Annotated in this window: 16 protein-coding genes; 11 read left to right on the forward strand and 5 right to left on the reverse strand. The window is 55.9% G+C overall.

All coding sequences use genetic code 11. The features are described 5' to 3' along the window. The first annotated feature begins 101 nt into the window (after window positions 1-101). Window positions 102-2,339: an FUSC family protein gene (locus tag EGT74_RS16020; protein WP_123847590.1), complete on the forward strand. Its 2,238-nt coding sequence runs from the start codon at window positions 102-104 to the stop codon at window positions 2,337-2,339. Between the two features lie 8 nt (window positions 2,340-2,347). Here EGT74_RS16020 and bshC read toward each other — a convergent pair whose 3' ends face one another. Further along, on the reverse strand, window positions 2,348-3,973 hold the full coding sequence (gene bshC / locus EGT74_RS16025) for a bacillithiol biosynthesis cysteine-adding enzyme BshC (protein WP_158618180.1): 1,626 nt from the start codon (window positions 3,971-3,973) through the stop codon (window positions 2,348-2,350). A gap of 246 nt (window positions 3,974-4,219) precedes the next feature. Between bshC and EGT74_RS16030 the strand changes: the two genes are divergently transcribed. Together EGT74_RS16030 and EGT74_RS16035 are read left to right on the forward strand one after the other, a co-directional pair. Next, window positions 4,220-6,505, forward strand: coding sequence for a glycosyltransferase family 4 protein (locus tag EGT74_RS16030; protein ID WP_123847592.1), 2,286 nt, complete (start codon window positions 4,220-4,222; stop codon window positions 6,503-6,505). A 6-nt stretch (window positions 6,506-6,511) separates the two neighbouring features. After that, the gene (locus EGT74_RS16035; protein WP_123847593.1) at window positions 6,512-7,537 is read left to right on the forward strand and encodes a glycosyltransferase family 4 protein; all 1,026 of its coding nucleotides are present in this window, start codon (window positions 6,512-6,514) and stop codon (window positions 7,535-7,537) included. Between the two features lie 2 nt (window positions 7,538-7,539). On the opposite strand, the gene EGT74_RS16040 is transcribed toward EGT74_RS16035, so the two are convergent. The 3 genes from EGT74_RS16040 to EGT74_RS16050 are packed head-to-tail and all read right to left on the reverse strand — an operon-like array spanning window position 7,540 to window position 11,733. Next, entirely contained in the window at window positions 7,540-9,003 is a 1,464-nt protein-coding gene (locus tag EGT74_RS16040; protein ID WP_123847594.1) for a glycoside hydrolase family 130 protein, read from the reverse strand. A 25-nt stretch (window positions 9,004-9,028) separates the two neighbouring features. Beyond that, window positions 9,029-10,306 (reverse strand): glucose-1-phosphate adenylyltransferase, encoded by a 1,278-nt coding sequence (locus EGT74_RS16045; protein ID WP_123847595.1) that lies wholly within the window; start codon window positions 10,304-10,306, stop codon window positions 9,029-9,031. A gap of 11 nt (window positions 10,307-10,317) precedes the next feature. Beyond that, a complete protein-coding gene (locus tag EGT74_RS16050) occupies window positions 10,318-11,733 on the reverse strand; it encodes a glycogen synthase (protein WP_123847596.1) in 1,416 nt (471 codons plus the stop codon). Window positions 11,734-12,010: 277 nt separating this feature from the next. Between EGT74_RS16050 and EGT74_RS16055 the strand changes: the two genes are divergently transcribed. The 4 genes from EGT74_RS16055 to EGT74_RS16070 all read left to right on the forward strand — a co-directional run bounded on the left by EGT74_RS16055 (window position 12,011) and on the right by EGT74_RS16070 (window position 16,825). Further along, window positions 12,011-12,250, forward strand: a complete 240-nt coding sequence (locus EGT74_RS16055) for a hypothetical protein (protein WP_123847597.1) — start codon at window positions 12,011-12,013, stop codon at window positions 12,248-12,250. A gap of 222 nt (window positions 12,251-12,472) precedes the next feature. Next, complete coding sequence (locus tag EGT74_RS16060) at window positions 12,473-13,381, forward strand: DUF72 domain-containing protein (RefSeq protein WP_123847598.1); 909 nt, start codon at window positions 12,473-12,475, stop codon at window positions 13,379-13,381. Between the two features lie 30 nt (window positions 13,382-13,411). Further along, window positions 13,412-16,333: an FAD-binding and (Fe-S)-binding domain-containing protein gene (locus EGT74_RS16065; protein ID WP_246008230.1), complete on the forward strand. Its 2,922-nt coding sequence runs from the start codon at window positions 13,412-13,414 to the stop codon at window positions 16,331-16,333. A gap of 168 nt (window positions 16,334-16,501) precedes the next feature. Then, on the forward strand, window positions 16,502-16,825 hold the full coding sequence (locus EGT74_RS16070) for a hypothetical protein (protein WP_123847599.1): 324 nt from the start codon (window positions 16,502-16,504) through the stop codon (window positions 16,823-16,825). A gap of 61 nt (window positions 16,826-16,886) precedes the next feature. On the opposite strand, the gene EGT74_RS16075 is transcribed toward EGT74_RS16070, so the two are convergent. After that, the gene (locus tag EGT74_RS16075; RefSeq protein WP_123847600.1) at window positions 16,887-17,318 is read right to left on the reverse strand and encodes a hypothetical protein; all 432 of its coding nucleotides are present in this window, start codon (window positions 17,316-17,318) and stop codon (window positions 16,887-16,889) included. Window positions 17,319-17,426: 108 nt separating this feature from the next. Here EGT74_RS16075 and EGT74_RS16080 point away from each other — a divergent pair, with 108 nt between their 5' ends. Genes EGT74_RS16080 through EGT74_RS16095 form a run of 4 tightly spaced genes read left to right on the forward strand, consistent with a single transcriptional unit; the run spans window position 17,427 to window position 22,204 of the window. Beyond that, window positions 17,427-18,887, forward strand: coding sequence for a TolC family protein (locus EGT74_RS16080; protein WP_220392890.1), 1,461 nt, complete (start codon window positions 17,427-17,429; stop codon window positions 18,885-18,887). Continuing rightward, on the forward strand, window positions 18,884-19,873 hold the full coding sequence (locus EGT74_RS16085; RefSeq protein WP_123847601.1) for an HlyD family secretion protein: 990 nt from the start codon (window positions 18,884-18,886) through the stop codon (window positions 19,871-19,873). Before EGT74_RS16080 ends, EGT74_RS16085 begins: the two co-directional genes overlap by 4 nt. Further along, complete coding sequence (locus EGT74_RS16090; RefSeq protein WP_123847602.1) at window positions 19,870-21,042, forward strand: ABC transporter permease; 1,173 nt, start codon at window positions 19,870-19,872, stop codon at window positions 21,040-21,042. The genes EGT74_RS16085 and EGT74_RS16090 overlap by 4 nt, the downstream gene beginning before the upstream one ends. Then, window positions 21,020-22,204, forward strand: a complete 1,185-nt coding sequence (locus tag EGT74_RS16095; RefSeq protein WP_123847603.1) for an ABC transporter permease — start codon at window positions 21,020-21,022, stop codon at window positions 22,202-22,204. Before EGT74_RS16090 ends, EGT74_RS16095 begins: the two co-directional genes overlap by 23 nt. The last annotated feature ends 9 nt before the right edge of the window (window positions 22,205-22,213 follow it).

The raw sequence follows: 22,213 nt of genomic DNA on the forward strand, positions 1-22,213 counted from the left end.
TTTCATACGGTAAAAATCTGATAATCAACAAATAAAAAGTTTTACTTTAACCATCGCTTGATTGTCAGAATCATGCCCGGTATGTCTTAATTTTGCTCCTAATGCAAGATCGTTGGTTCAAAGAAGCGAAAGCCTTTATTTTCAGTTATCATTTCAGCAACGGACTTCGTACCACCCTGAGTGTTGTTGTCCCCTCCGTTATTTTTGCCGCCATCGGCCACCTGACCACAGGTATCGCCATATCGATGGGGGCATTGTGCACCGCTCTGGCCGATGTGCCAGGCACCATCCTGCATAAACGGAACGGCCTGCTCATCAGCACCGTTCTCATTTTCCTTACCGCGCTCGGCACCGGCCTGCTGCTGCCCCATACCGTGCTGCTCACCGTCTGGGTAGCCCTCTGCAGCATGTTTTACAGCATGCTGCTCATTTACGGCAACCGCGGGGGCAACATCGGCATCGGCGGCCTGCTGGTGATGGTCAGCATCATGGCGGAGAGTTATGTGTCGTGGCAGATGGCCGTGCATGTGGCGCTGCTCACCCTCAGCGGCAGCATCTGGTATTCCCTGCTGGCCCTCCTGCTCTGGCAGATACGGCCCTACCTCACGGTGCAGCAAACACTGGGCGACTGTATCCAGCAAACGGCCCGGTACCTCCGGCAACGCGCCGATTTTTATAACCCGGCCCTCGATATCACCGATAGTTACCGCGACGTGCTGGCGCAGCAGGTAGTGGTGAACGAAAAACAGGAAGCCGTGCGCGAGCTGCTGCTCAAGATGCGCAGCGCCCAGCAGGGCACCACCAGCATCAGCAAAAGCATGGTGCTGATTTTCCTCGACCTGGTAGACATGTACGAGCAGATCACCGCGTCCCAGATCGATTACACCTCCCTGCAGCAACGTTTCGCCGGCACAAAGGTGATCTCCACGCTCCATCATACCATCCAGCAGTTCGCCGAGGAGCTCGACAATATCGGCATCGCCGTGTCCGCCGGCCAGCGCTCCATGCCCAAGGTGAACCTGAAGCTGGAACTGGAACGGTCGCGCCGGGAGTTCAAGGATTACCAGGCCACGCTGCCCACCCTCAAGGAGCGCGCGGACCTCATCGCTTTCGAAAGCATCTTCGACAACCTGCAGCACATCACCCAGCGTATCTACAACATGCACCGCCTCACCCGGCTGGAGCGCGTCAAGGATACGACGTTCGACCACCAGCTGGAGCTGTCGAAGTTCACCACCCGCCAGCAGTACGACATCACCACCTTCCGCAACAACCTCACCTTCAAGTCGCACATCTTCCGGCATGCGGTACGCACCGGGCTGGCCATGGTAGCGGGCTTGTTGCTGGGGCACGCCCTCCAGCTGAGCAAAACCTACTGGATACTGCTCACCATCGTGGTGATCATGAAGCCGGGCTTCAGCCTCACCAAAACGAGGAGCTACCAGCGCATCCTCGGCACCATCATCGGCGCGTTCTTCGCGGCGGGCATTTTATACCTCACGAAAGACGATACGGTCATCTTTTTTGTGATGCTCGTCTGCATCCTGGGCGCCTACAGTTTCCAGACGTACCACTACGTCACCAGCGTGGTGTTCATGACGCCTTTCATCATCTTCCTGCTGCACTTTCTCCATCCCTCCGACTTCGACAACGTCAAACAAAGGGTGCTCGATACCGTGCTGGGCGGCGTGATCGCTTTCGGGTTCAACTACATTTTCTGGCCCAGCTGGGAATACCGCTTTTTACCGGAGTACATCCTGAAAAACATCGCGGCCAACAAACAATACCTCACGCAGGTGATGAACCTGTACACCGATAAGCCCTTCAGCCTGTTCGCTTACAAACTGGCGCGGAAAGACGTGCATGTGACCACCGCCAACCTCACCGCGGCCTTCCAGCGCATGTTGTCGGAGCCCAAGAGCAAACAGAAATTCGGGTCGGAGCTGTATCACTTCGTGGTGCTGAGCCATTCCCTGTCGTCGCACATCGCGCAGCTTTCCGCGTACGCCCTGCAGCACCAGCTGAAATACAAACGCCCGGAGTATAAAGACATCCTGCTGTACCTGCTCACCGTGATGGACCAGATCGAACAGTTCGTGAGCGTGGGCGGGTTTATCCCGGAACACCCGCTGCCGGCGGCTTTCAATGCCCTGGAAGAACGCCTCGAGCACCTGCTCCACGTGCGGCAGGAACAGATCAATAACGGGCAGGGCCACACGCAGGAACGGGAAGAGATGCTGGAGATCAAACACGTGCGCGACCAGTTCCACGCGCTGCATACGGTGATGAAAGACATGAAAAAAGCCGCAGTGCATGGTGCGGCTATTACAGAAAGTTAAAGCAGGGCTTATTCTTCCGCGATGATACAGAACTGGTCGGTTACCGGGTTGAGGAACCGCAGCAGGTGATCGAAAAACGCCGGCCCGTACTGCGCATAATAAGGGAGGAAGTTTTCCTTCCTTTCCTGCAACGAGTTACCGGGGAACAGCCGCGCTTTCAGCTGGTTGATCTGCTCCGCCTGCCATTCGAATTTCTTTTTTTCCGCCCGCAGGAACTTGTGCTCCAGCTTGCCGATGGATTTGATGGCCCGGCTCTTTTCCGCATTGGTGGTGGCTACCAGGGTGATGTCGATCGACTTCGCCTTTTCTTCAATCGCGCTGAACAGTTTTTCAATGGCGGCGTATTCTTCCCGCAGCACCAGCGCCGCGTTCGTATGCTCATGCACGTACCGGTTGATGAGCAGCCCCGTGTCTTCGAAAAGCCCGTCGGTTTTGATGCCCAGTTTCTGCTGGCGGTCGTGCTGGTCCTTATTGATCCAGAGAAACGAATTCCGGAGCAAAATTACCGGGTACGGCACCTTGTGATGACGGAAGAGGTCTTTCAGTTCGAGCCAGTACGCCACTTCCCCGCCGCCGCCGATAAAGGCGATATTGGGCAGGATGGTTTCCTGGAGGATGCCGCGGAGGATCACATTCGGGCTGAAACGCTCCGGATGCTCATATAATTCTTTTTTTAATTCCTCCCCGGTAAACGACAACGAAGTGTGCAATATTCTCCACAGTTCCCCATCCTTCACGATTCTTTGTCGTATATTGCGGTCCAGATAGAAAAGATTTATTTCCCTCGGGTTAGCCTGCACTTTATAATGCTCAGACAAGTTTGCGATGGTTTTGCTGACGATCGCCTCGGAACTTTGCCGCCAAAGCTCCTCTTCCATCACCGGTATCAACTGCTGCTTGAAGGCAGGATTGTCCGGTATCAGCACAACCAGTCCGTAACAGCCGAAAAGATCGTTTACGAGGCTCAATGTCGCTTCCTGAATGTTCGAATGCCCCAGATAGGCTTTCTTCAGCATTTCCAGTAATTCCGGCGCGTGCGGGGCATACCCGATACTGTTGCCGATCTGTTCAATCAGGGTTTCAAGCCCTTTCGTTTCCATCCGGCCCACCGCCCCGGTCTGTTCCGTATTCCAGGTCAGCTTGCCGCCGTCCAGGAAAATGGAGCCCAGTTCGTCGAGATCGGCGTCTTCGCTGCCCATGTAATAAACCGGCACGAAATGTTTGTCAGGGTATTGTCGCTGCAGGTCCTGTGCCAGCTTGATCGTCTGGAGGATTTTATAGACGAAGTAGAGGTACCCGGTAAAGATATTGGGCTGATGGGCGGTACAGACGGTAAAGGTATTGGTGGCCTGCAGGAGCCCGATATTGGCCCTTACCTCCTCCCTGATCTCTATGCCTTTATATTGATGATAGAGGGCGTCTGCCAGTATGTCGCGGCGCAGCGGCTGTTCCGCCTTGAGCAGCATGGCCCTTTTGAAGTCCGGCTGCAGGGGATTGTATTCGTAGAACGAACGGAGCGGTTCCCGGCCTGTCAGGAAGTCGGCAATCAGCGGGCTGAAATAGCCCGTGTCGGCGATCGGCACATGGTAACAACTGAGCGGCGCGGTGATGTTAGCGGTTATATTGTTGGTCACTAATGCAAAATTTGAATGCACGAAGATAAATCAAATACGAATCGGGAAAACGAATAAAGGATGAAGGGATGAATTTACATATTTCAAACAAACCGATATTACCATTTATCACAATTCGTAGCGTGTTTGGGCCGAAGCGTGCCGGATTAATTGGCAGCTAATTTGCAAATATTAAATATCCTGTGAGTGCATGTGAACTCCCCTGTTTGTACCCTTATTGCTAAATTTTTAAAAACAGTTACTCTTATGAAGATTGCGTACATTTCATCTTACTATCCGCGTGAATGCGGTATTGCTACTTTCACCGAACACCTGATCAGTGCCGTCGGTCTTGTGGAAGAAGCGCCTGAAGTGAGCGTTATAGCCATGAACGACGATGGACAGACGTATGAGTATCCCCCCGAGGTTTCCTTCACCATCCGGCAGCAGCACATGCGCGACTATCTTGCCGCCGCGGAACACATCAATAGCAGCGGTACCGATATGGTGGTACTGCAGCATGAATTCGGCATTTTCGGCGGCGAAAGCGGCATCTTTATTTTATCGTTGCTGGGTAAGCTGAAAGTACCCTATATCGTTACATTCCATACGGTATTGAAAGAGCCTTCCTTCCTGCAGAAAACGATCGTCAAGGAGATCTCGCGCCATGCTTCGCGCGTAGTGGTGATGAGCCGCCTGGCCACTCGTTTCCTCGATGAGATTTACGACGTGCCGGAAGATAAAGTGATGCTCATCCCCCACGGCGTTCCCGACTTTGAAAAGCTATCGATACAGGCGGACGTGCTGCCTGAGACCCTGCGGAACCGCAAGGTGATTTTCACGTTCGGTTTGCTAAGCCGGAACAAAGGCATAGAAACCGTCATCCGTGCATTGCCGCAGGTCATCAGCCGCCATCCCGATGTGCTGTACGTTGTGGCGGGAAAAACACATCCTGCGGTATTACGCCACGCCGGTGAGGAATATCGCAACAGCCTGCGGGAAATGATCACCGAAGCCGGCCTGGACAATCATGTTTTATTTGTCGATAAATTTCTGACGGAGAACGACCTGTTCGCCTACCTCCGCCACAGCGACGTGTACATCACGCCGTACCTGAGCGAAGCACAGATCACCAGCGGCACGCTTACCTACGCCATGGGCGCCGGGGCGGCCGTTATATCCACTCCCTACTGGTACGCCCAGGAACTGCTCGACGAAGGCCGCGGCCGCCTCTTCGGCTTCGCGAAATTCGACGAGCTGGGAAACATCCTCAACGAATTGCTGGACAATCCCGAAGCCCTGCTCGCCCTGCGCAGCCGCTCGCTCGAATACGGCCGCGAACTGCAATGGAGCCGTATGGGCGCCCGCTATTACCAGCTGGCCAAAAAAGTGCGCAACACACCGAGGCCTGCTTCGGTGAACCATCCGCGCACCCTGCCCGACCCCTCTTTTTTACCGCCGCTCAACCTGTCGCATATACGCCGCCTTACAGACGATACCGGCATCGTACAGCATGCGAAATACGGTATCCCCAACCTGAAGGAAGGTTATTGCGTGGACGATAACGCCCGCGCACTGATGATGACCGTAATGGCCCACCAGCACCGCAAGTCAAAAGACGCGCCGGCGCCGGAACTGCTGCCGGTATACCTCAGCTTCATCCATTACATGCAAACGCCCGACGGTAATTTCAGGAACTTCCTGAGCTTCAGCCGCCAGTACCTCGACGAAGTGGGTTCCGAAGACTCCTTCGGCCGTACGGTATGGGCGCTGGGTTATCTCATCCGTTTCGCCCCCAACAATTCCTACCGCGAATTCGCGCTGGAACTGTTCCATCATTCGCTCCACCACCTCGAGGCCCTGGAGCACCTGCGCGGCCGCGCCAATGCAGCCATCGGCCTTTGCCATTACCTGAAAGCCTGCCCGTCAGACGAAGGGATACTGGCCCGCCTGCTGACGCTGGTGCAGCCGCTGATAACAGCCTGGGAACAGAACGGGACGGAAGACTGGCAGTGGTTCGAAAAGTCGATGACCTACGACAACGGCATCCTGCCGCTGGCCATCCTGCACGTAGCGGAGATCACCGGAAAGGAAGAGTTGAAAACAACGGGCCTGCAAGCCCTCCGTTTCCTCGAAAGCACCACCATGACGCAGGGTTACTTCTGCCCGGTGGGCAACGAAGGCTGGCTCTGTGAAGGCGGCGATTGCCCGATATTCGACCAGCAAGCCCTCGAAACCATGGCCATGGTATTGCTGTACCAGCAGGCACATGCGGTCACCGGCGAAGCCGCGTACCTGAAAAAGATGTTCACCTGCTATAAATGGTTCACGGGCGAAAACGTGCTGCGCGTATCACTGTACGACAATGAAACGCACGGCTGCTGCGACGGCATCTCCCCGCATGGCCTGAACCGTAACCAGGGCGCGGAAAGCACGCTGGCGTACTTTATTTCGCACCTGGCCGTGCTGCAGAGCTGCGAGGCCATCCCGCGCGTGGAAAAACCGGTGAAGACCGCCATTATTTCCACATCCGCCGTGAGCAAAATCAGTTAGGTAATCATGAAGATCGCAATACTCTCTCCCGTAGCCTGGCGCACGCCGCCGGTGCACTACGGGCCCTGGGAACAAATGGCCTCGAATGTAGCGGAGGGCCTGGTGAAGCGCGGCTGGAACGTAACGCTGTTCGCCACCGCCAACTCCCTCACCGCCGGTACATTACAGGCCATTTGCCCGGAAGGGTACGAAGAAAACAGGGAGCTCGACGCGAAGGTGATGGAATGCATGCATATCAGCCTGCTGATGGAACAGGCGCAAGAATACGCCCTTATCCATAATCACTTCGACTTCCTGCCCCTCACTTATTCACGGCTGATATCAACACCCATCGTCACCACCATTCACGGTTTCTCCTCCCCGAAAATCATCCCGGTGTACGAGCGTTACAACGACGTAGGGCACTATGTGTCCATCAGCAATTCCGACCGCAGCAGCCGGCTGCGTTATGCGGCTACGGTATACAACGGCATCCATTCCGCAGACTTCAGCTTTAACGACCAGCCGGAAGACTATCTCCTGTTTTTCGGCCGCATCCATCCGCACAAAGGCGCGGCTGACGCAATTGCCATTGCCCGCAAAACCGGCCACCGGCTGATCATCGCGGGCATCGTGCAGGACGAAGCATACTTCAACGAACAGGTAAAGCCACACATCGACGGGGAACAGATTTCCTACATCGGCCCGGTAGGCGGCGATGCGCGCAATAAACTGCTGGGGCGCGCCAAGGCGCTGCTGCACCCGATTTACTTCGAGGAGCCTTTCGGATTAAGCGTGGCGGAAGCCATGATGTGCGGCACGCCAGTGATCGCTTACAAACGCGGTTCCATGCCCGAACTGATCAGACATGGGGAGACAGGCTTCCTTTCCGGCGCATTGGACGAAGCGGCAACGTTCGTTTCCGCCCTGCCGCAAATCAGCCGCAAGGCATGCCACGATTGGAGCATGGCGCAGTTCAGCGTACAGAAAATGGTGGACGATTACATTAAAGTGTATGAACAGGTGCTGATGAAAACGGTCAGCCTTCCCTAGCCTTATCCCTCCTTCACTTTTTCCAGCAGTTGATCCAGGTGCACCGTGGCGAAGGTAGACGCATAGTCTGACAGCCCGTACGGGATGATCAGCTCGTTGCCGTGTATCATCGAGCCGCAGGAGTACAGCACATTGGGCACGTACCCTTCGCGCTCGTCTTTATTGGGGATCACGAGCGGTTCTTTCAGGCGGCCGATCTCTATTTTGGGATCCTCGAGGTCGAGCAGGGTGGCGCCGAGGCAATAGGTGCGCATGGGCCCTACGCCGTGCGTGATCACCAGCCAGCCTTCCGGCGTTTCGATCGGTGAGCCGCAATTGCCGATCTGCACGAACTCCCAGGGATATTTGGGGGTTTGCAGTATTTCAGGATTCTCCCAGATGTTGATCTTGTCCGAATACATGATGTAGTTGTTGATACCGTCGATGCGGCTCATCATGGCGTAACGGCCGTTGATCTTGCGGGGAAACAGCGCCAGGTTCTTGTTCTGCGCGCCCTCGCCGTACAGCGGCATGATCTTGAAATGGTAGAAATCCTTCGTCTGCAGCAATTTGGGCTGGATGGTGATACCGTCGAATGCGGTGTAGGTGGCGTAATACGTAACGCCGCTCGTATCGCCCGTATAGCGCACGAAACGGGCATCTTCGATCCCCCTGCTTTCCGCTTCGGAGTACGGGAATATCACCCGGTCGGAAATATCGGTATCGAGAGAAAAATTGATCTCGTAGTAAGAATCCGCCAGCCAGAGCATGCGCTCCAGGTTACGCTTCAGCAGGTGGTCCACCTGGTAGCGCTGTTGCATTTCGCGGATCACTTTTTTCAGCTGCGTGTATTCGAAGGTGTCCGGCAGGCCGTTGCTCACCTCGCGGATAACGGAATCCGGCAGTTTGATGGAAACGGCATTCTGGAAGAACACGTTTTTGTGATAAACGGTGTTGCGGATAATGTCCGGTTCGTCCACATAATTCCCCGCCGGCACAATGGTGATCTCGTTGTTTTTGTCGATGGTTCCCCGGCGGAAAACGATGGACGATATATGCCCCTCGCCTACCGCCCGGAAACTCATGATCACACGTTTTTCTCCTTCTTCGAGGCCGCTCTGGTCAATGTCTTCCACCATGGAAGGATTGAAAAAGGCGGCGGACTCGATGGAGAATTCGTTGGTATGAAAAGAACCGATGAGGAGTTTCCTCCGGAAATCGAGCTCTTCGAAGTCGATCTTGAGCGCCGTGAAAAGATTCCGCAGTTTGTCTGCATGGCGCTCGAAGATGCGGGTAATATTGCGATGCCGCTTTGAAAAGTCGCGCAGAATAGGGGTGATACTGATATTCACTTCCTCGTCCGTCATTTCCATCACCCTGAGGATAATGCCTTTCGCCCGCGCATCGCCGTTGTAGAAAAACCTTGCTACCACGCGTTTCAGGTCGGGCACTACCTTGATCTTTTGCCTTTCAATAGATAACCGCATATCCCGTAATTTTTGTTAACCGTTGTTACCCGAGGCACTGGAAGCCATCAGGGAGTATAGCTCCTTTCTTCACAACAACAATGCCATCCTTGACGGTGTATTTTTCAAAGTCGCCGTCTTCCAGGTGCTTGCCGCCGTTGATGCGCACATCATTGCCGATACAGGCGTTTTTGTCGATGATCGCATTGTTGATGTAACAGCGATCACCGATGCCGATGGGCGGGCGGCCCTTGCTGCGGGCATTGTTGATCTCGTCGAGCGTCTGGTAAATGTCGTTGCCCATCAGGTAGCTGTTGCTGATGGTGGTGCCCTTCCCTATCCGGGTGCGGATGCCCACCACGCAGCGCTCGAGGCGGCTGGCGTTGATGATGCAGCCGTCTGCGATCACCGTTTTTTCCAGCGTGGTGCCCGATATCTTGGCCGGCGGCAGCATGCGCGCACGGGAGAAGATCGTTTTGTGGTCGTCGAAGAGGTTGAACTGCGGGATGTCGTCCGTGAGGCCGAGGTTGGCTTCGAAGAACGAAGAAATGTTCCCGATGTCCGTCCAGTACCCTTCGTACTGGAAACTCAATACTTTCCGCTCGGAGATGGAGTTGGGGATGATTTCCTTCCCGAAGTCCGTCGATTCCGGCTGGCCGGTGAGCAGGTCGAACAACAGCTGGCGGTTGAAGATGTAAATCCCCATGGAAGCCAGGTAAATACGGCCTTCGCGCTGCATTTCAGGGCTCACTTCGCTCGACCAGTCGGGCAGCAGTTCCTTTTTCGGCTTTTCGATGAAAGCGGAGATGAAACTGTTCTCGTCCGTTTTCAGGATGCCGAACTCCGTCGCCTCCCGGCCGTGCACGGGAATGGTGGCGATCGAGATATCGGCCCCTTTGTCGATGTGGTTCTGGATCATTTCCCGGAAATCCATCTGGTAGAGCTGGTCGCCGGACAAAATGAGGGCGTACTCGAACTCGAAGTTTTCAAGGTGCCGCATGATCTGCCGCACGGCATCGGCCGTGCCCTGGAACCAGGTGGGGTTGTCCGGCGTCTGTTCCGCCGCCAGTATGTCTACGAAAGCCTTGCTGAAATGACTGAAGTGATAGGTGTTTTTGATGTGTTTGTTGAGCGACGCGGAATTGAACTGCGTCAGTACAAAAATCCGGTGCAGGTCGGCATTAAGACAATTGGATATAGGAATATCCACCAGCCGGTACTTACCGGCAACGGGCACTGCAGGCTTGGAACGGCTGCGGGTTAAGGGATACAGCCGCGTTCCGGCACCTCCTCCGAGAATGATTGAGATCACTGCATTAGACATAACGTTATCATTTATTTTAGGCTGGTATACATATTCAGGTACTCACGCGCCGCTTTATTCCAGGAGTGGTCAAGCTGCATCACTGTTTTCCTGATTTTCGAGAATTTGGTTTTGTTGCCGTACAGTTCGAGGCCCCTGCCGATGGCATGCACGATGTCGCCCGCAGTGGCATGGAAAAAGCGGATGCCGAAGCCCCCTTCGTCACCGAAGTCGCGCACCGTATCGATCAGTCCGCCGGTGGTGCGCACCACGGGAATGGTGCCGTAGCGCATGGCGTACATCTGGTTCAGCCCGCAGGGCTCCACCCGCGAAGGCATCAGCAAAAAGTCTGCCCCGGCGTACAGCTGATGCGATAAAGTTTCGTTATAACCGATGAACACATTGAAATTCGCGCCGGCATACTGTTTCGCCTGCTGCAGCATCCATTCCGTATGTGCGTCGCCGCTGCCCAGCACCAGGAAGTTGAGGCCGCCGGGATGTTCCGCCAGCGAACGGCCGATCACTTCGGGCAGCAGGTCGGCCCCTTTGTCGCCCACCAGCCTGCCGATAAAAACAAACAGCGGCAGGTCCGGGTTGAGACTAAATGTTTCGCATAAACGAAGTTTGTTCGCTTTTTTCCCTTTCGTGACGTCCTTGACGGCGAAGCGCGCTTCGATCATTTCGTCGGCCGCAGGGTTCCACACTTCGTCGTCGATGCCGTTGAGGATGCCGGTGGCTTTGTGCCGCTCCATGTTCAGGAGGGCTTCGAGGCCGTTGGCGTTGCCGAACAGCTCTTCCATATAACTCGGCGACACGGTATTGACACGCCAGGCGCTTTTGATGGCCGCGGCCAGCGGGTTAATGGCGCCGTTCCAGTCGAGTATGCCGCTTTTCCAGAGGTCGAACGACGGGATGAGGTATAACTTGTCCCAGCCGAACTGCCCCTGGTATTGGGCGTTATGAATGGTGAGCACGGTGGCGATGTGCTGCAGCCGTGCGTATTTGTAACCGTATTTGACCAGGAAGGGTATCATCCCGGTGTGATGATCGTGGCAATGGATCACGTCGGGCTGGTGCTGCCATTCGTTGAGCCAGTCGAGCACCGCGATCTGGAACCCCAGGAAACGTTCCGTATCGTTGGGGTAACCGTATACGCCTTTGGTGTCGAGCAGGCCGGGAATATCCACCTGGTAGAGGTCAAACCCCAGCGCATTGGTGCTTTCTTTCCAGATATTGAAATGATACCATTCGTGCCCCACCCACAGGCCGCCCTGATGCACCAGGTCGAAAGTGTGTTTTTCCCGGAATGGGGTACTATATGCCGGCATCACTACTTTGGCGATGGCGCCTGCCTCGCGCTGGTATTTGGGCAACGCGCCCGCCACATCTCCCAAGCCTCCGACCTTTGCCGCGGGGTAGCATTCCGCGCTTACGTGTAAAATCTCCATACTGTCCTATTCGATTATAATTTAACCCGGAAAATTGAGAAAAGGAAACGAAAGTGCGAAAAAGTTATTTTTTTTTCGCTGAAAAAAACCGGCAAATACATCTGGATAATTTACATGTTATAAAAACCACGCATACACGCCCGAATTGCCGTTGTTCTTTCCCGATAACCCCTGTCACGGCAAAACATCCTGCCTGATTTTCCGGTGGGCATTACCGGGCGTCCGCTATCGATTGGCCGGCCACTGATGACAGCATCCTCCCGCTTTTTCCCGCTTGATGCACGGAAAATACCTGCTGCCGGTCAGTGACAACGGCAAAAACAGCCCTGCGGTAAATTCCGGCACCATCAATGTCAACGGGGCGGCCTGCGTCAAACAGGATACAAATCCTCTCCCCTTTCGGGACGGGGAACCGGCAGGCCCGGCATCGTTTCCTTTTTTGGGGCCCGGTATGGCGATTGGCCTTCATATTGTGCGCAATTGGCCTGAAATCGTTGCTGCTATTGTTTTTCCTTAGGATGTCCCACAGATATCCCACTGATGACCCACTTGTGAGCCACAGATGTTCCACATCTTAAAAGATGTGGAACATCTGTGGGACAGCAGTGTAATAGTACTGTTTTGTTTGTGAGAAGGCATAAAAATTCACCTAAAGCAGAAACGGGAATGGGATAGGTGCGCACCGGGGAATGAGTATTCAACAGGGAGAATGTCTCCCCGCATTCATTAATTTTACGGTATGCATTTCGGACGCATAGAAACAGCCCAGCTGAACGATATCGATTTCAAACTGCCTGCGGAACCGCTTTTTAACAAGGAGGTGCTCAGCGGGAAGCGTGTGCCGGCCCCGGCCGTGTACATGGGCTGCCCCAAATGGGGGCAAAAGGAATGGGTCGGCAAGATTTACCCGAAGGGCACCAAAGAGAAGGATTTCCCGAAAGAATACGTGAAACACTTCGGCACGGTGGAGCTGAACGCCACCCATTACCAGATCTATGGCCCCGAGACCATCCGGAAATGGGCCGCCGTAGCAGCCGGCCGGAATTTCAGGTTCTGCCCGAAGGTGCCCCGGCAGATCAGCCATTACAGCGCCCTCGGCGCCGATGCCATATTGCCCACCGCCGCCTTCCTGGAGGGCGTACGGGCACTGGAAGGGCAGCTCGGGCCCATTTTCATGCAGATGAGCGATAAATTCGCGCCCGGGCGCAAAAGCAGCCTGTTCAACTACCTGGCCACCCTTCCCACCGACCTTGCTTTTTTCCTGGAGGTGCGGCACCCCGACTGGTTCAGCGACCCCGGCCATAGCCACGACCTCTTTCATACCCTCCGCAACCTGGGCATGGGCGCCGTGATCACCGATACGGCCGGCCGGCGCGACTGCGCCCATATGCACCTCCCCGCTCCGCGCGCTTTTATCCGGTTCGTGGGCAACAGCCTCCATCCCACCGACTATACCCGCATCGACGACTGGGTGAACCGCATCGCCTACTGGCTGGAACAGGGGCTGGAAGAATTGTATTTTTTCCTTCATATGCCCGACGAGGCGCATACCCCCGAGCTGGGCGTATATTTTGCGGACCAGCTGAATGCCCGCTGCGGGCTGCAATTGGGGAAACCGGCGTTCGTAAATCACAATACCCTCTTTTAAGCTTCCGGTTTATATATTATTTTCGCCCTCATGATCAAGCGTGAAATGCTGATGCAACTCGGCCGGCAATTGCAGGGAGAGTTGTATTTCGATGATACAATGCGAACACTCTATGCCACGGATGCTTCCGCCTATCGCGAAATGCCCCTGGCAGTGGCCATACCGGAGAACGAAGAAGATATCAGGACTCTTATCCGCTTTGCCCGTGAACACAAAACCTCGCTCATCCCCCGTACCGCGGGCACCTCGCTGGCCGGGCAGGTGGTGGGCAGCGGGATTGTGGTGGACGTGTCGAGAACGTTCACCCGCATCCTGGAAATCAACACCGCCGAAAAATGGGTGCGCGTACAGCCCGGCGTTATCCGCGACGAGCTGAACCTTTTCCTCAGGCCCCATGGCTTCTATTTCGGCCCCGAAACCTCCACCGCCAACCGCGCGATGATCGGTGGCATGGTAGGCAATAACTCCTGCGGCTCCAACTCCGTGGTGTACGGCAGTACCCGCGAGCACCTGCTGGAAGTGAAAGCCCTGTTGAGCGACGGCTCGGAAGCCACGTTCAAAACCCTTTCGCCCGACGAGTTCCACGCCAAATGCGAGGCCACCGACGGCAGCCTCGAAACCGCCGTGTACAAACAGATGCGCAGCATCCTGGGCAACGCGTCGAACCAGGAAGAGATACGCCGCGAATTCCCGAAACCTTCCATCATGCGGAGGAATACGGGGTATGCGGTAGACCTCCTGCTGGAAACCGCACCGTTCACGGCCGGCAAGGAAGACTTCAACTTCTGCAAACTGATCGCCGGCTCCGAAGGCACCCTCGCCTTTCTCACCGAGATCAAGCTCCATATCGATCCCCTGCCGCCCCGCGAAACGGGGCTGCTGTGCATTCACTTCAACAACGTCGACGAGTCGCTGCGCGCCAACATCGTCGCCATGCGCTACAAACCCAGCGCCAGCGAGCTGATCGACCACTTCATCCTCGAATGCACGAAAGACAATATCGAGCAGCGCAAGAACCGCTTCTTCGTGCAGGGCGACCCCGGCGCCATCCTCGTGGTGGAATTCTGCCGCGATACCCGTGAAGAAATCACCGCCATCGCCGGCCAGCTGCAACGTGAGCTCGAAGCCACGGGCCTGGGTTACCACTTCCCGCTCCTCTTCGGCGACGACACCAAAAAGATCTGGACGCTCCGCAAAGCGGGCCTCGGTTTGCTGAGCAACCTGCCAGGCGACGAAAAAGCCGTGCCGGTGATCGAAGACACGGCCGTGGCGGTGGAAGACCTTCCCGACTTCATCGCCGAGTTCAACCTGATACTGAAAAAATACAATCTCTTCGCCGTGCATTACGCCCACGCGGGCAGCGGCGAAATACACCTCCGCCCGATCATCAACCTGAAAACGGTGGAAGGCAACCAGCTGTTCCGCACCATCGCGGAAGAGATCGCCACGCTGGTAAAAAAATTCAACGGCTCCCTCAGCGGCGAGCATGGCGACGGGCGCCTGCGCGGCGAGTTCATCGCACAGATGATCGGCCCGCGTAACTACGAACTGCTCCGCCAGGTCAAATACACCTGGGACCCGGAAAACATTTTCAATCCCCACAAGATCGTAGACACGCCGTCGATGAACAGCATGCTGCGGTACGAGCCCGGCAAAAAAGCGCCCGACCTGAAAACCGTGTTCCACTTCCCCGAGCAGACCATCCTGCAGCACGCGGAGCAGTGCAACGGTTCCGGCGACTGCCGCAAAACGCACCTCAGCGGCGGCACCATGTGCCCCAGCTACATGGCCACCCGCAACGAAAAGGATACCACCCGCGCCAGGGCCAACATCCTGCGCGAGTTCCTGACGCATTCCACCAAGGAGAACAAGTTCGATCATAAAGAAATCTACGAGGTGCTCGACCTCTGCCTGGCCTGCAAGGGCTGCAAGTCGGAATGCCCGAGCAACGTGGACGTGGCCAAACTGAAGATGGAGTTCCTCCAGCATTATTACGATGCCAACGGCGTGCCCCTGCGCACCTGGATGATCGGGAACTTCCGGATGCTGACGAGCCTGGCCGCGATAGCGCCCGGCATTTACAACTGGCTTGTCAAAACACCCGGCCCGTCCAGACTCATCAAACGTTTCTCCGGTTTTGCGCCGGACCGTTCCATGCCCACGCTCGAGCGCCGCACGCTGCGCAGCTGGCTGAAAGCGAACCCGCACACCGGTAACGCGCAGCGGAAAGTATATCTCTTCTGCGACGAGTTCACCAATTACAACGATACCTCCATCGGCGTCAAAGCCGTGCAGCTGTTACGGAAACTCGGGTACGAAGTGATCCCCGTCGAACACCCTGAAAGCGCCCGCGCCCTTTTATCGAAAGGCTTTTTACGGAAAGCGCAGAAAATAGCCGAACAAAACGTGGAACTGTTCAGCCGCATCATCACGGAAAAGACCCCGCTGATCGGCGTGGAACCTTCGGCCATACTCGGTTTCCGGGACGAGTACCCGGACCTGGTGGGCGATTCGCTCCGCCAAACCGCGAAAGAACTGGCCAAACACGTGTACATGGTGGATGAATTCATTTCACTGGAGGCAGATCTCGGGCATATCACCTCCGCCAGCTTCAAACCGGCCAAACAGCACATCAAGCTGCACGGGCACTGCCAGCAGAAAGCCCTTTCCAGCGTATTGCATTCGAAAAAAATACTGAGCCTGCCGGAGGGTTATTCCGTGGAAGTGATTCCCTCGGGCTGTTGCGGCATGGCCGGCTCATTCGGCTACGAAAAAGAACACTACGACGTATCGCAGAAGATCGGCGAACTGGTGCTGTTCCCGGCCGTGCGCAGTGCCGAAGCCGGCACGCTGATCGCCGCGCCGGGCACCAGTTGCAGGCACCAGATCAAAGACGGTACGGGCGTGCATGCGAAACATCCGGTGGAGATTTTGTATGAGGCGTTGGTGTGATGAGTTTTTTCTGAGATAGAAAAAGGGGCCGAACCGATTGTAATGATGGTTGGCCCCTTTTTTATTAAATTTCCCGTTTAAATTGTTCCTATGCTCTAGCCTTCCCGAAGAAACTTCAGAATATGGTCTTATACGGTAAGCCATAATACCCTGCTGATACGCAGCAACATGTTGTTTCCTGATCTCAATGGTTATTCGGAAGATACGTCGTTTAACATCGACATTGAATTCCTGTCCGTCAGCTATATAAATGTTCCTGCTTCTTTACCGGATATCGCCATCAGGGAGGTTTCAGCGGATTTGCTTCCCGAGAACACCGACAAAAGGCTGCTCCAATACGATGAAAAAGTATTCGAGCTTCTGGTGGATGGACGGACGTATTATGTTATTGCAGGCGGAATGTTGGTGGGCACGAACCGGCGGGAGAATAAAGACCGGATAGCCGATGATCATCAGCGCCTCCGGCACGATAGCGTATTGGTGACAGCATGAACGACGGAAATTACATCTAACACGCATAAAATTATTGAAGGTCATGGCAAGGGTAACTCCCTCACTTCTTCTTCAACCAGAAGCTGCCACCGGTTGGCCCGCCATAACCGATATGCCATGTACCGGCAAGACTGTCCGGCTTCAGCAACTGCGCATTTAAAGAGTATTCACCGCTGCCGCCGCGGAAGTACGCATACTGACCGTAGAACTTTCCTTTTTTCAAACTGTAAACACCATTGGCCAGCAATGGCGAACTTTCATCACCGTCGTACACGACCATTGTGCCGTTGGGATGAAATATCATCGTGTAGGTGTGCATGGGCGTGAGAAAACCCGTGTCGCCGGGCTCGTTAATGGAGCGGATGCCGTACTTCCCTACCCATATGCCGGTAAGCGGCTCGGTTGCGGGTGGGCATACCGTTTTGTTGTCTTTTTTACAGGCGGTGCCGCCCATCATGGTGGCGAATGCCAGCCAGCATAATACATTTCTCATATCCTTGGGGTTATCTGCAAAATTATCCATTTCGTATGGTGCTTTCGCCCACATAAATATGTGATTTGCCACGAACAAAAAAAGGGCGCGGGTGTTAATATCCAGAGTATGAATCCATCCGCAAGTATTATTACGGCCCTCCTGTGCATATTGTCCGCGTCACCCGGCATGGTGACCGCGCAGCAGCGCGAGCTCACACTGGAAGAGTGTTTCCGGCTGGCCCGCCAGCAGAACATCGCCGTGGAGCAGGCCCGCCGTTCGCTCGATGCGCGGCAGCAGCACCTCAAAGCCGAAGAAGCCACGTACTTCCCGAAAATCGATTTACTGGCGGGCTACAACTACCTGGGCCAGCCGCTCGAAATAAACCTGCAGCAGGTGAAAGACGGTATCGTGGAAGGTTCTTCGCAGCAGGCCGTATCCAGCGCCAACACGGTGTATAAGGAAATCACCGGCAACAACCTGCCGCAACCGGTGCAGGACGGCATTTACAACACCTCGAAAAACATCATCGGAACGGTGTATCCCAATTACAACCCGCCGCTGAGCAAACAAAGTTATTTCACGGCCGCGCTGGGGCTGCGGCAGCCGATTTACCTCGGCGGCAAGCTCGCCACGGCCCGTAACATCGCATCCGCGGAATACCAGAGCGGCATCGTGAACGTGGAGCTGGTGGAAAAACAAACCGACTTCGCGCTGGCGGCGGCGTACATCCGTATCCTGTACTACAATGCCGTGCTGCAGTCGCAGGGCCGCATCGTTACCGCCATGGAGCGCAACGAGCGGTATGCGGCTTCGCTGGTGAGCAACGAGATCATCCCGCCGTACCAGCGCAACTGGGCCACCGTGGCGCTCACCTACGCCCGCAGCCGCCAGCAGAACATGGCGCTCGAAAAAGAAAACGCGCTCGTGGAACTGAAGCGCCTGCTGCAATTGCCGCAGGATACCGTGCTCACCATCACCGATACGCTGCGGTACCGCTCCCTGCCCAATACGGCCACGCCCGTGGAATTCTGGAAAGGCAACCCCGCCTGGAAGGCGGTGGACAGTAAAACCGCGCTGGCCGAAACTACGGTGAAGGCTACCCGCTCGCTCAACCTGCCCAACATATTCGGCATCGCCACCCTCAATCTCTATCAGCGCGACCTGCCGGTGATCACGCCGCCGTGGATGGTGGGCGTTGAAATGCAATGGACGCTCTTCAGCGGCTTCTCCAACCAGAAGCGCGTACGGGCCAGCAAACTGCTCGTGGAAGAAGTGAAGCTCGCGTCGGACAATACGCGCTCCCTGCTCGAAGCCGGCGCCACCGTGGTGCGCAATAAAGTGACGGTGCTGGAACGGGACCTGCAGTCGCTCGCACAGGCGCGCGACCAGGCGACGCTCACCACCGCGCAGGTGCAGGAAAGGCTGGCCAACCAGCTGTCGTCCGTCAAAGACGTGAACGAATCGCTGCTGCTCGAAGAAGAAATCGGCAAGGCTTATTACGCCGCGCTGTTCGGCTACATGCTGGCAGCGGCGGAATATTATAACATCCTGGGCACGCCCCGGCAAATCACGACCCTCCTACAATGAAAAGATTCTTTACACAATACTGGGCGCTGCTGATCCCGGTGATCATTTTGCTGATTGCGCTGCTTTTCCTCATGCGGGGAACGGGTGCGGCGGACAATACCGTGATCGGTATGGTGGACGCGGAGTATGTGGACGTGGCCGCCGAATTCCCCGGCCGCCTCGATTCGCTGCTGGTATCGCAGGGCGATACGGTGAAAGAAGGACAGCTGCTGGGCGTGCTGCGCACCACCGAGATCAACGCCATCCGCCGCCAGGCCGAAGCCGCCATTGAAGCCGCCTCCTCGCAGGTGAAGCTGCTGGAAAAAGGCGCGCGGCCGGAGATCATCAAAAACGCCGGCAACCTCTACAGCATCGCGCAGGAGCAGTACAACCTCGCGCAGAAAACCTACCAGCGCATGGAGCGGTTGTATAACGACAGTGTGATTTCCGGAACGGAAAAAGACCTGATCTATTTTAAATTCCAGGCCGCCCGGAAAGAAATGGAAATCGCCCGCCTCAACCAGGAAATGCTGGAGAAGGGCACGCAGCCCGAGATCATACAGACCGCCACCGCCATCCTGAAACAGGCTGAAGAAGGCTATGCCCTCACGAAGGCACTGACAGATAATACCCGCATCCACTCCCCTGCCGCCGGCATCATTTCTTCGCTGGTGATCCACCAGGGCGAGATCGTGAGCATCGGCTACCCTATGATGACGCTGCAAAAACCGCTGTCGTATTTCATCCGGTTCAACATCCGGCAGGATGCGGCCGGGGCTTTGCCGCTCGGTACCAAAACCAAAGTGCGCGTGCCGGGTTGCCAACCGGAAACCTTCGAGGTGTATGTATCGTCCGTGGCCCCTTCTCTCGAATTCGCCAACTGGGTGCCGGTGAAAGAAAAAGGGAAATTCGAGCTGCGCACTTTCACGATAGAATGTAAACCGGCCGACGTGGCCGCCATAAACGGGTTGCGGCCGGGCATGACCGCCGCGCTGATAATGCCATGATCAAAGCAATCTTCCAGATCGCCCTCAGGGAATGGCAACGCATTCTCACCCGCCCGGACCATTGCCTGGTGCTGCTCGTATTGCCGCCGCTGCTCTTTTTCTTTTATGCGTACATCTACGACAGGCAGCAGGCCGAAGACCTGCCCGTGGCTATCTGGGACGAAGACCGCACCGCCGTATCGCGGCAGATCACGTTTCTGCTCGAACAAACGGCCAGCATCCACATCACCGAAAGCGTCGGCAGCCAGGACGAACTCGAGTCGCTCATGCAGCAGCAGAAGATCATCGGCGCCATTCATTTCCCCAAGGGCATGGAGCGCGACATCAAAAGCAGGCACCCCGTGAAAGTGCCCATCTACACCAACGCCGCCTCCCTCGTGCCCGGCAAGCTCATCAATAAAGACGCCACCACCGTGCTCATTACCGCCGCATCGGGCGTGAACCTGCAGAAGTTCATGAAAACCGGCATGCCCGCGGGAAAGGCCATGAGCCTCATTATGCCGGTGAACCTCACCGTGTACCCGATGTACAACCCTACCTACAACTACCAGCATTACCTCGTGCCCGGCCTCATTACCGTGGCGCTGCAAATGATGATCATCATGGTGGCCGTGCTGATGATCAATATGGAATGGAAAGAAGGTACGATGGACGCCTTGCGGCTCATGGCCGGCAACCATGCCGGCGTGATCATCACCGGCAAAACCCTGGCGCACCTGAGTGTGGGCTGGGTGAACTTCGTGCTGGTGGCCGGCATCATTTTCCCGTTCTTTTCCTTACAGCACCCCGGCACCAACTGGCAGCTGTTCGTACTGTTCAACCTGCTCACACTGGCCTGCACCGGCATCGGGCTGATGATCTCGGTGATCGCCACCGATGTGATGCTGGCGCTCGACGCGGGACTGTTTTATACCTCGCCGGCCTTTGTGTTCAGCGGGTTTACCTTCCCCCGCTGGGCCATGCCCTGGTTCGACCAGTATTACGCGAGCCTGATGCCTTACACCCCTTTCCTCGACGCGTTCTTTAAAGTGTATTTCATGGAACTGCCGCTGCGGTATGCGATGCCGGAAATCACGAAGCTGCTGCTTTTTATCGGGTGTACTTTTTTCGTGTCCGTATTGTTTTTACAGGTTAAACTCAACAGGTATGCCGCAACAGCCAGGATATAAACCATTCCGCCTGCTGCTGCGGGAAACGGCGCTGGTGGCCAAAGACCACAGCCTGCTGCTCACGCTGCTGATTGCGCCGCTGCTCTATGCGTTTTTCTACGGCAGCATCTATTCATACAAAACGGAGGAAGAAGTGCCGATTTGCGTGGTGGACGAAGACCGTACCGGTTTGTCGCGCACCCTTATCGAACAGATCAACAACACGCAGATGGTGCAGGTCATCGCCGTCACCACCCTCGAAGCCGCGAAAGAACAGATGTACCACGGCCATACGCAGGGTTTCCTTTACCTGCAGAAGGGCCTTGAAAAAAAGGTGCTGTCGCTGCAACAGGCCAACATGGTGCTGGCGCTCAACGCCGCGCGTTTCCTGCCGTCGAGCGATGTGCTGGGCACCATCACGCAGGTGGGGCTCACCGTGGGCGCGGGGGTACGCTTGCAATACCTGCAGAAATCGGAAGGCATGAACACCGAAATATCCGGGCGCGAAGTGATGGCCGTGAAACCGGATGCGCGGCCGCTTTTCAACAACCGCGTGGACTACGGCACGTTTTTATTGCCCGGCCTGCTGGCCATGATACTCCAGCAAACATTGCTGCTCGGGCTGGCCGGCGGCACGGCCGCTGAGCGGCAGCATCACCGCGTGGGCGAATGGATGCGGCTGGCGGGCGACAATCTTTCTACCGCCCTCTGGGGCAAAGGCCTTTTTTATTTTATCCTCTTCTGTTGTTATGCGTTCTTTTTCCTCACCGTGAATTTCGGTGTGCTCGACCTGCAGCTGCTCGGCAACGCCTGGGAACTGGCGCTGGTAACGGCCCTCTTCCTGTTTTCGTTAATACCGATGGGCATCTTTACCGGCCTGCTGTTCCGTTCCCAGTTGCTCTGCACCCAATTGCTGGCGTTCAGCACCTATCCTATTTTCCTCATTACGGGTTATACCTGGCCCATCCAGCAGTTGCCAGACGGGTTGAAGGCCGCGGGCGCACTGTTGCCCATCACGCCCTTCCTGCAGCTCTACCAGGGCATCGTACAGCAGGGCGCGCATATCACCGACCGGTTGCCCGCGCTGTACCATCTTTGCTTCCTCTCCTGCTTTTATACGCTCATCTGTTTGTGGAAGATAAAGAGCGTGGCGGCGGCCAAATCCCCGGCAGCCGTTGCCTGAAAATTGCGT

It is taken from the genome of Chitinophaga lutea (assembly GCF_003813775.1).
Classification (GTDB): Bacteria; Bacteroidota; Bacteroidia; order Chitinophagales; family Chitinophagaceae; genus Chitinophaga; species Chitinophaga lutea.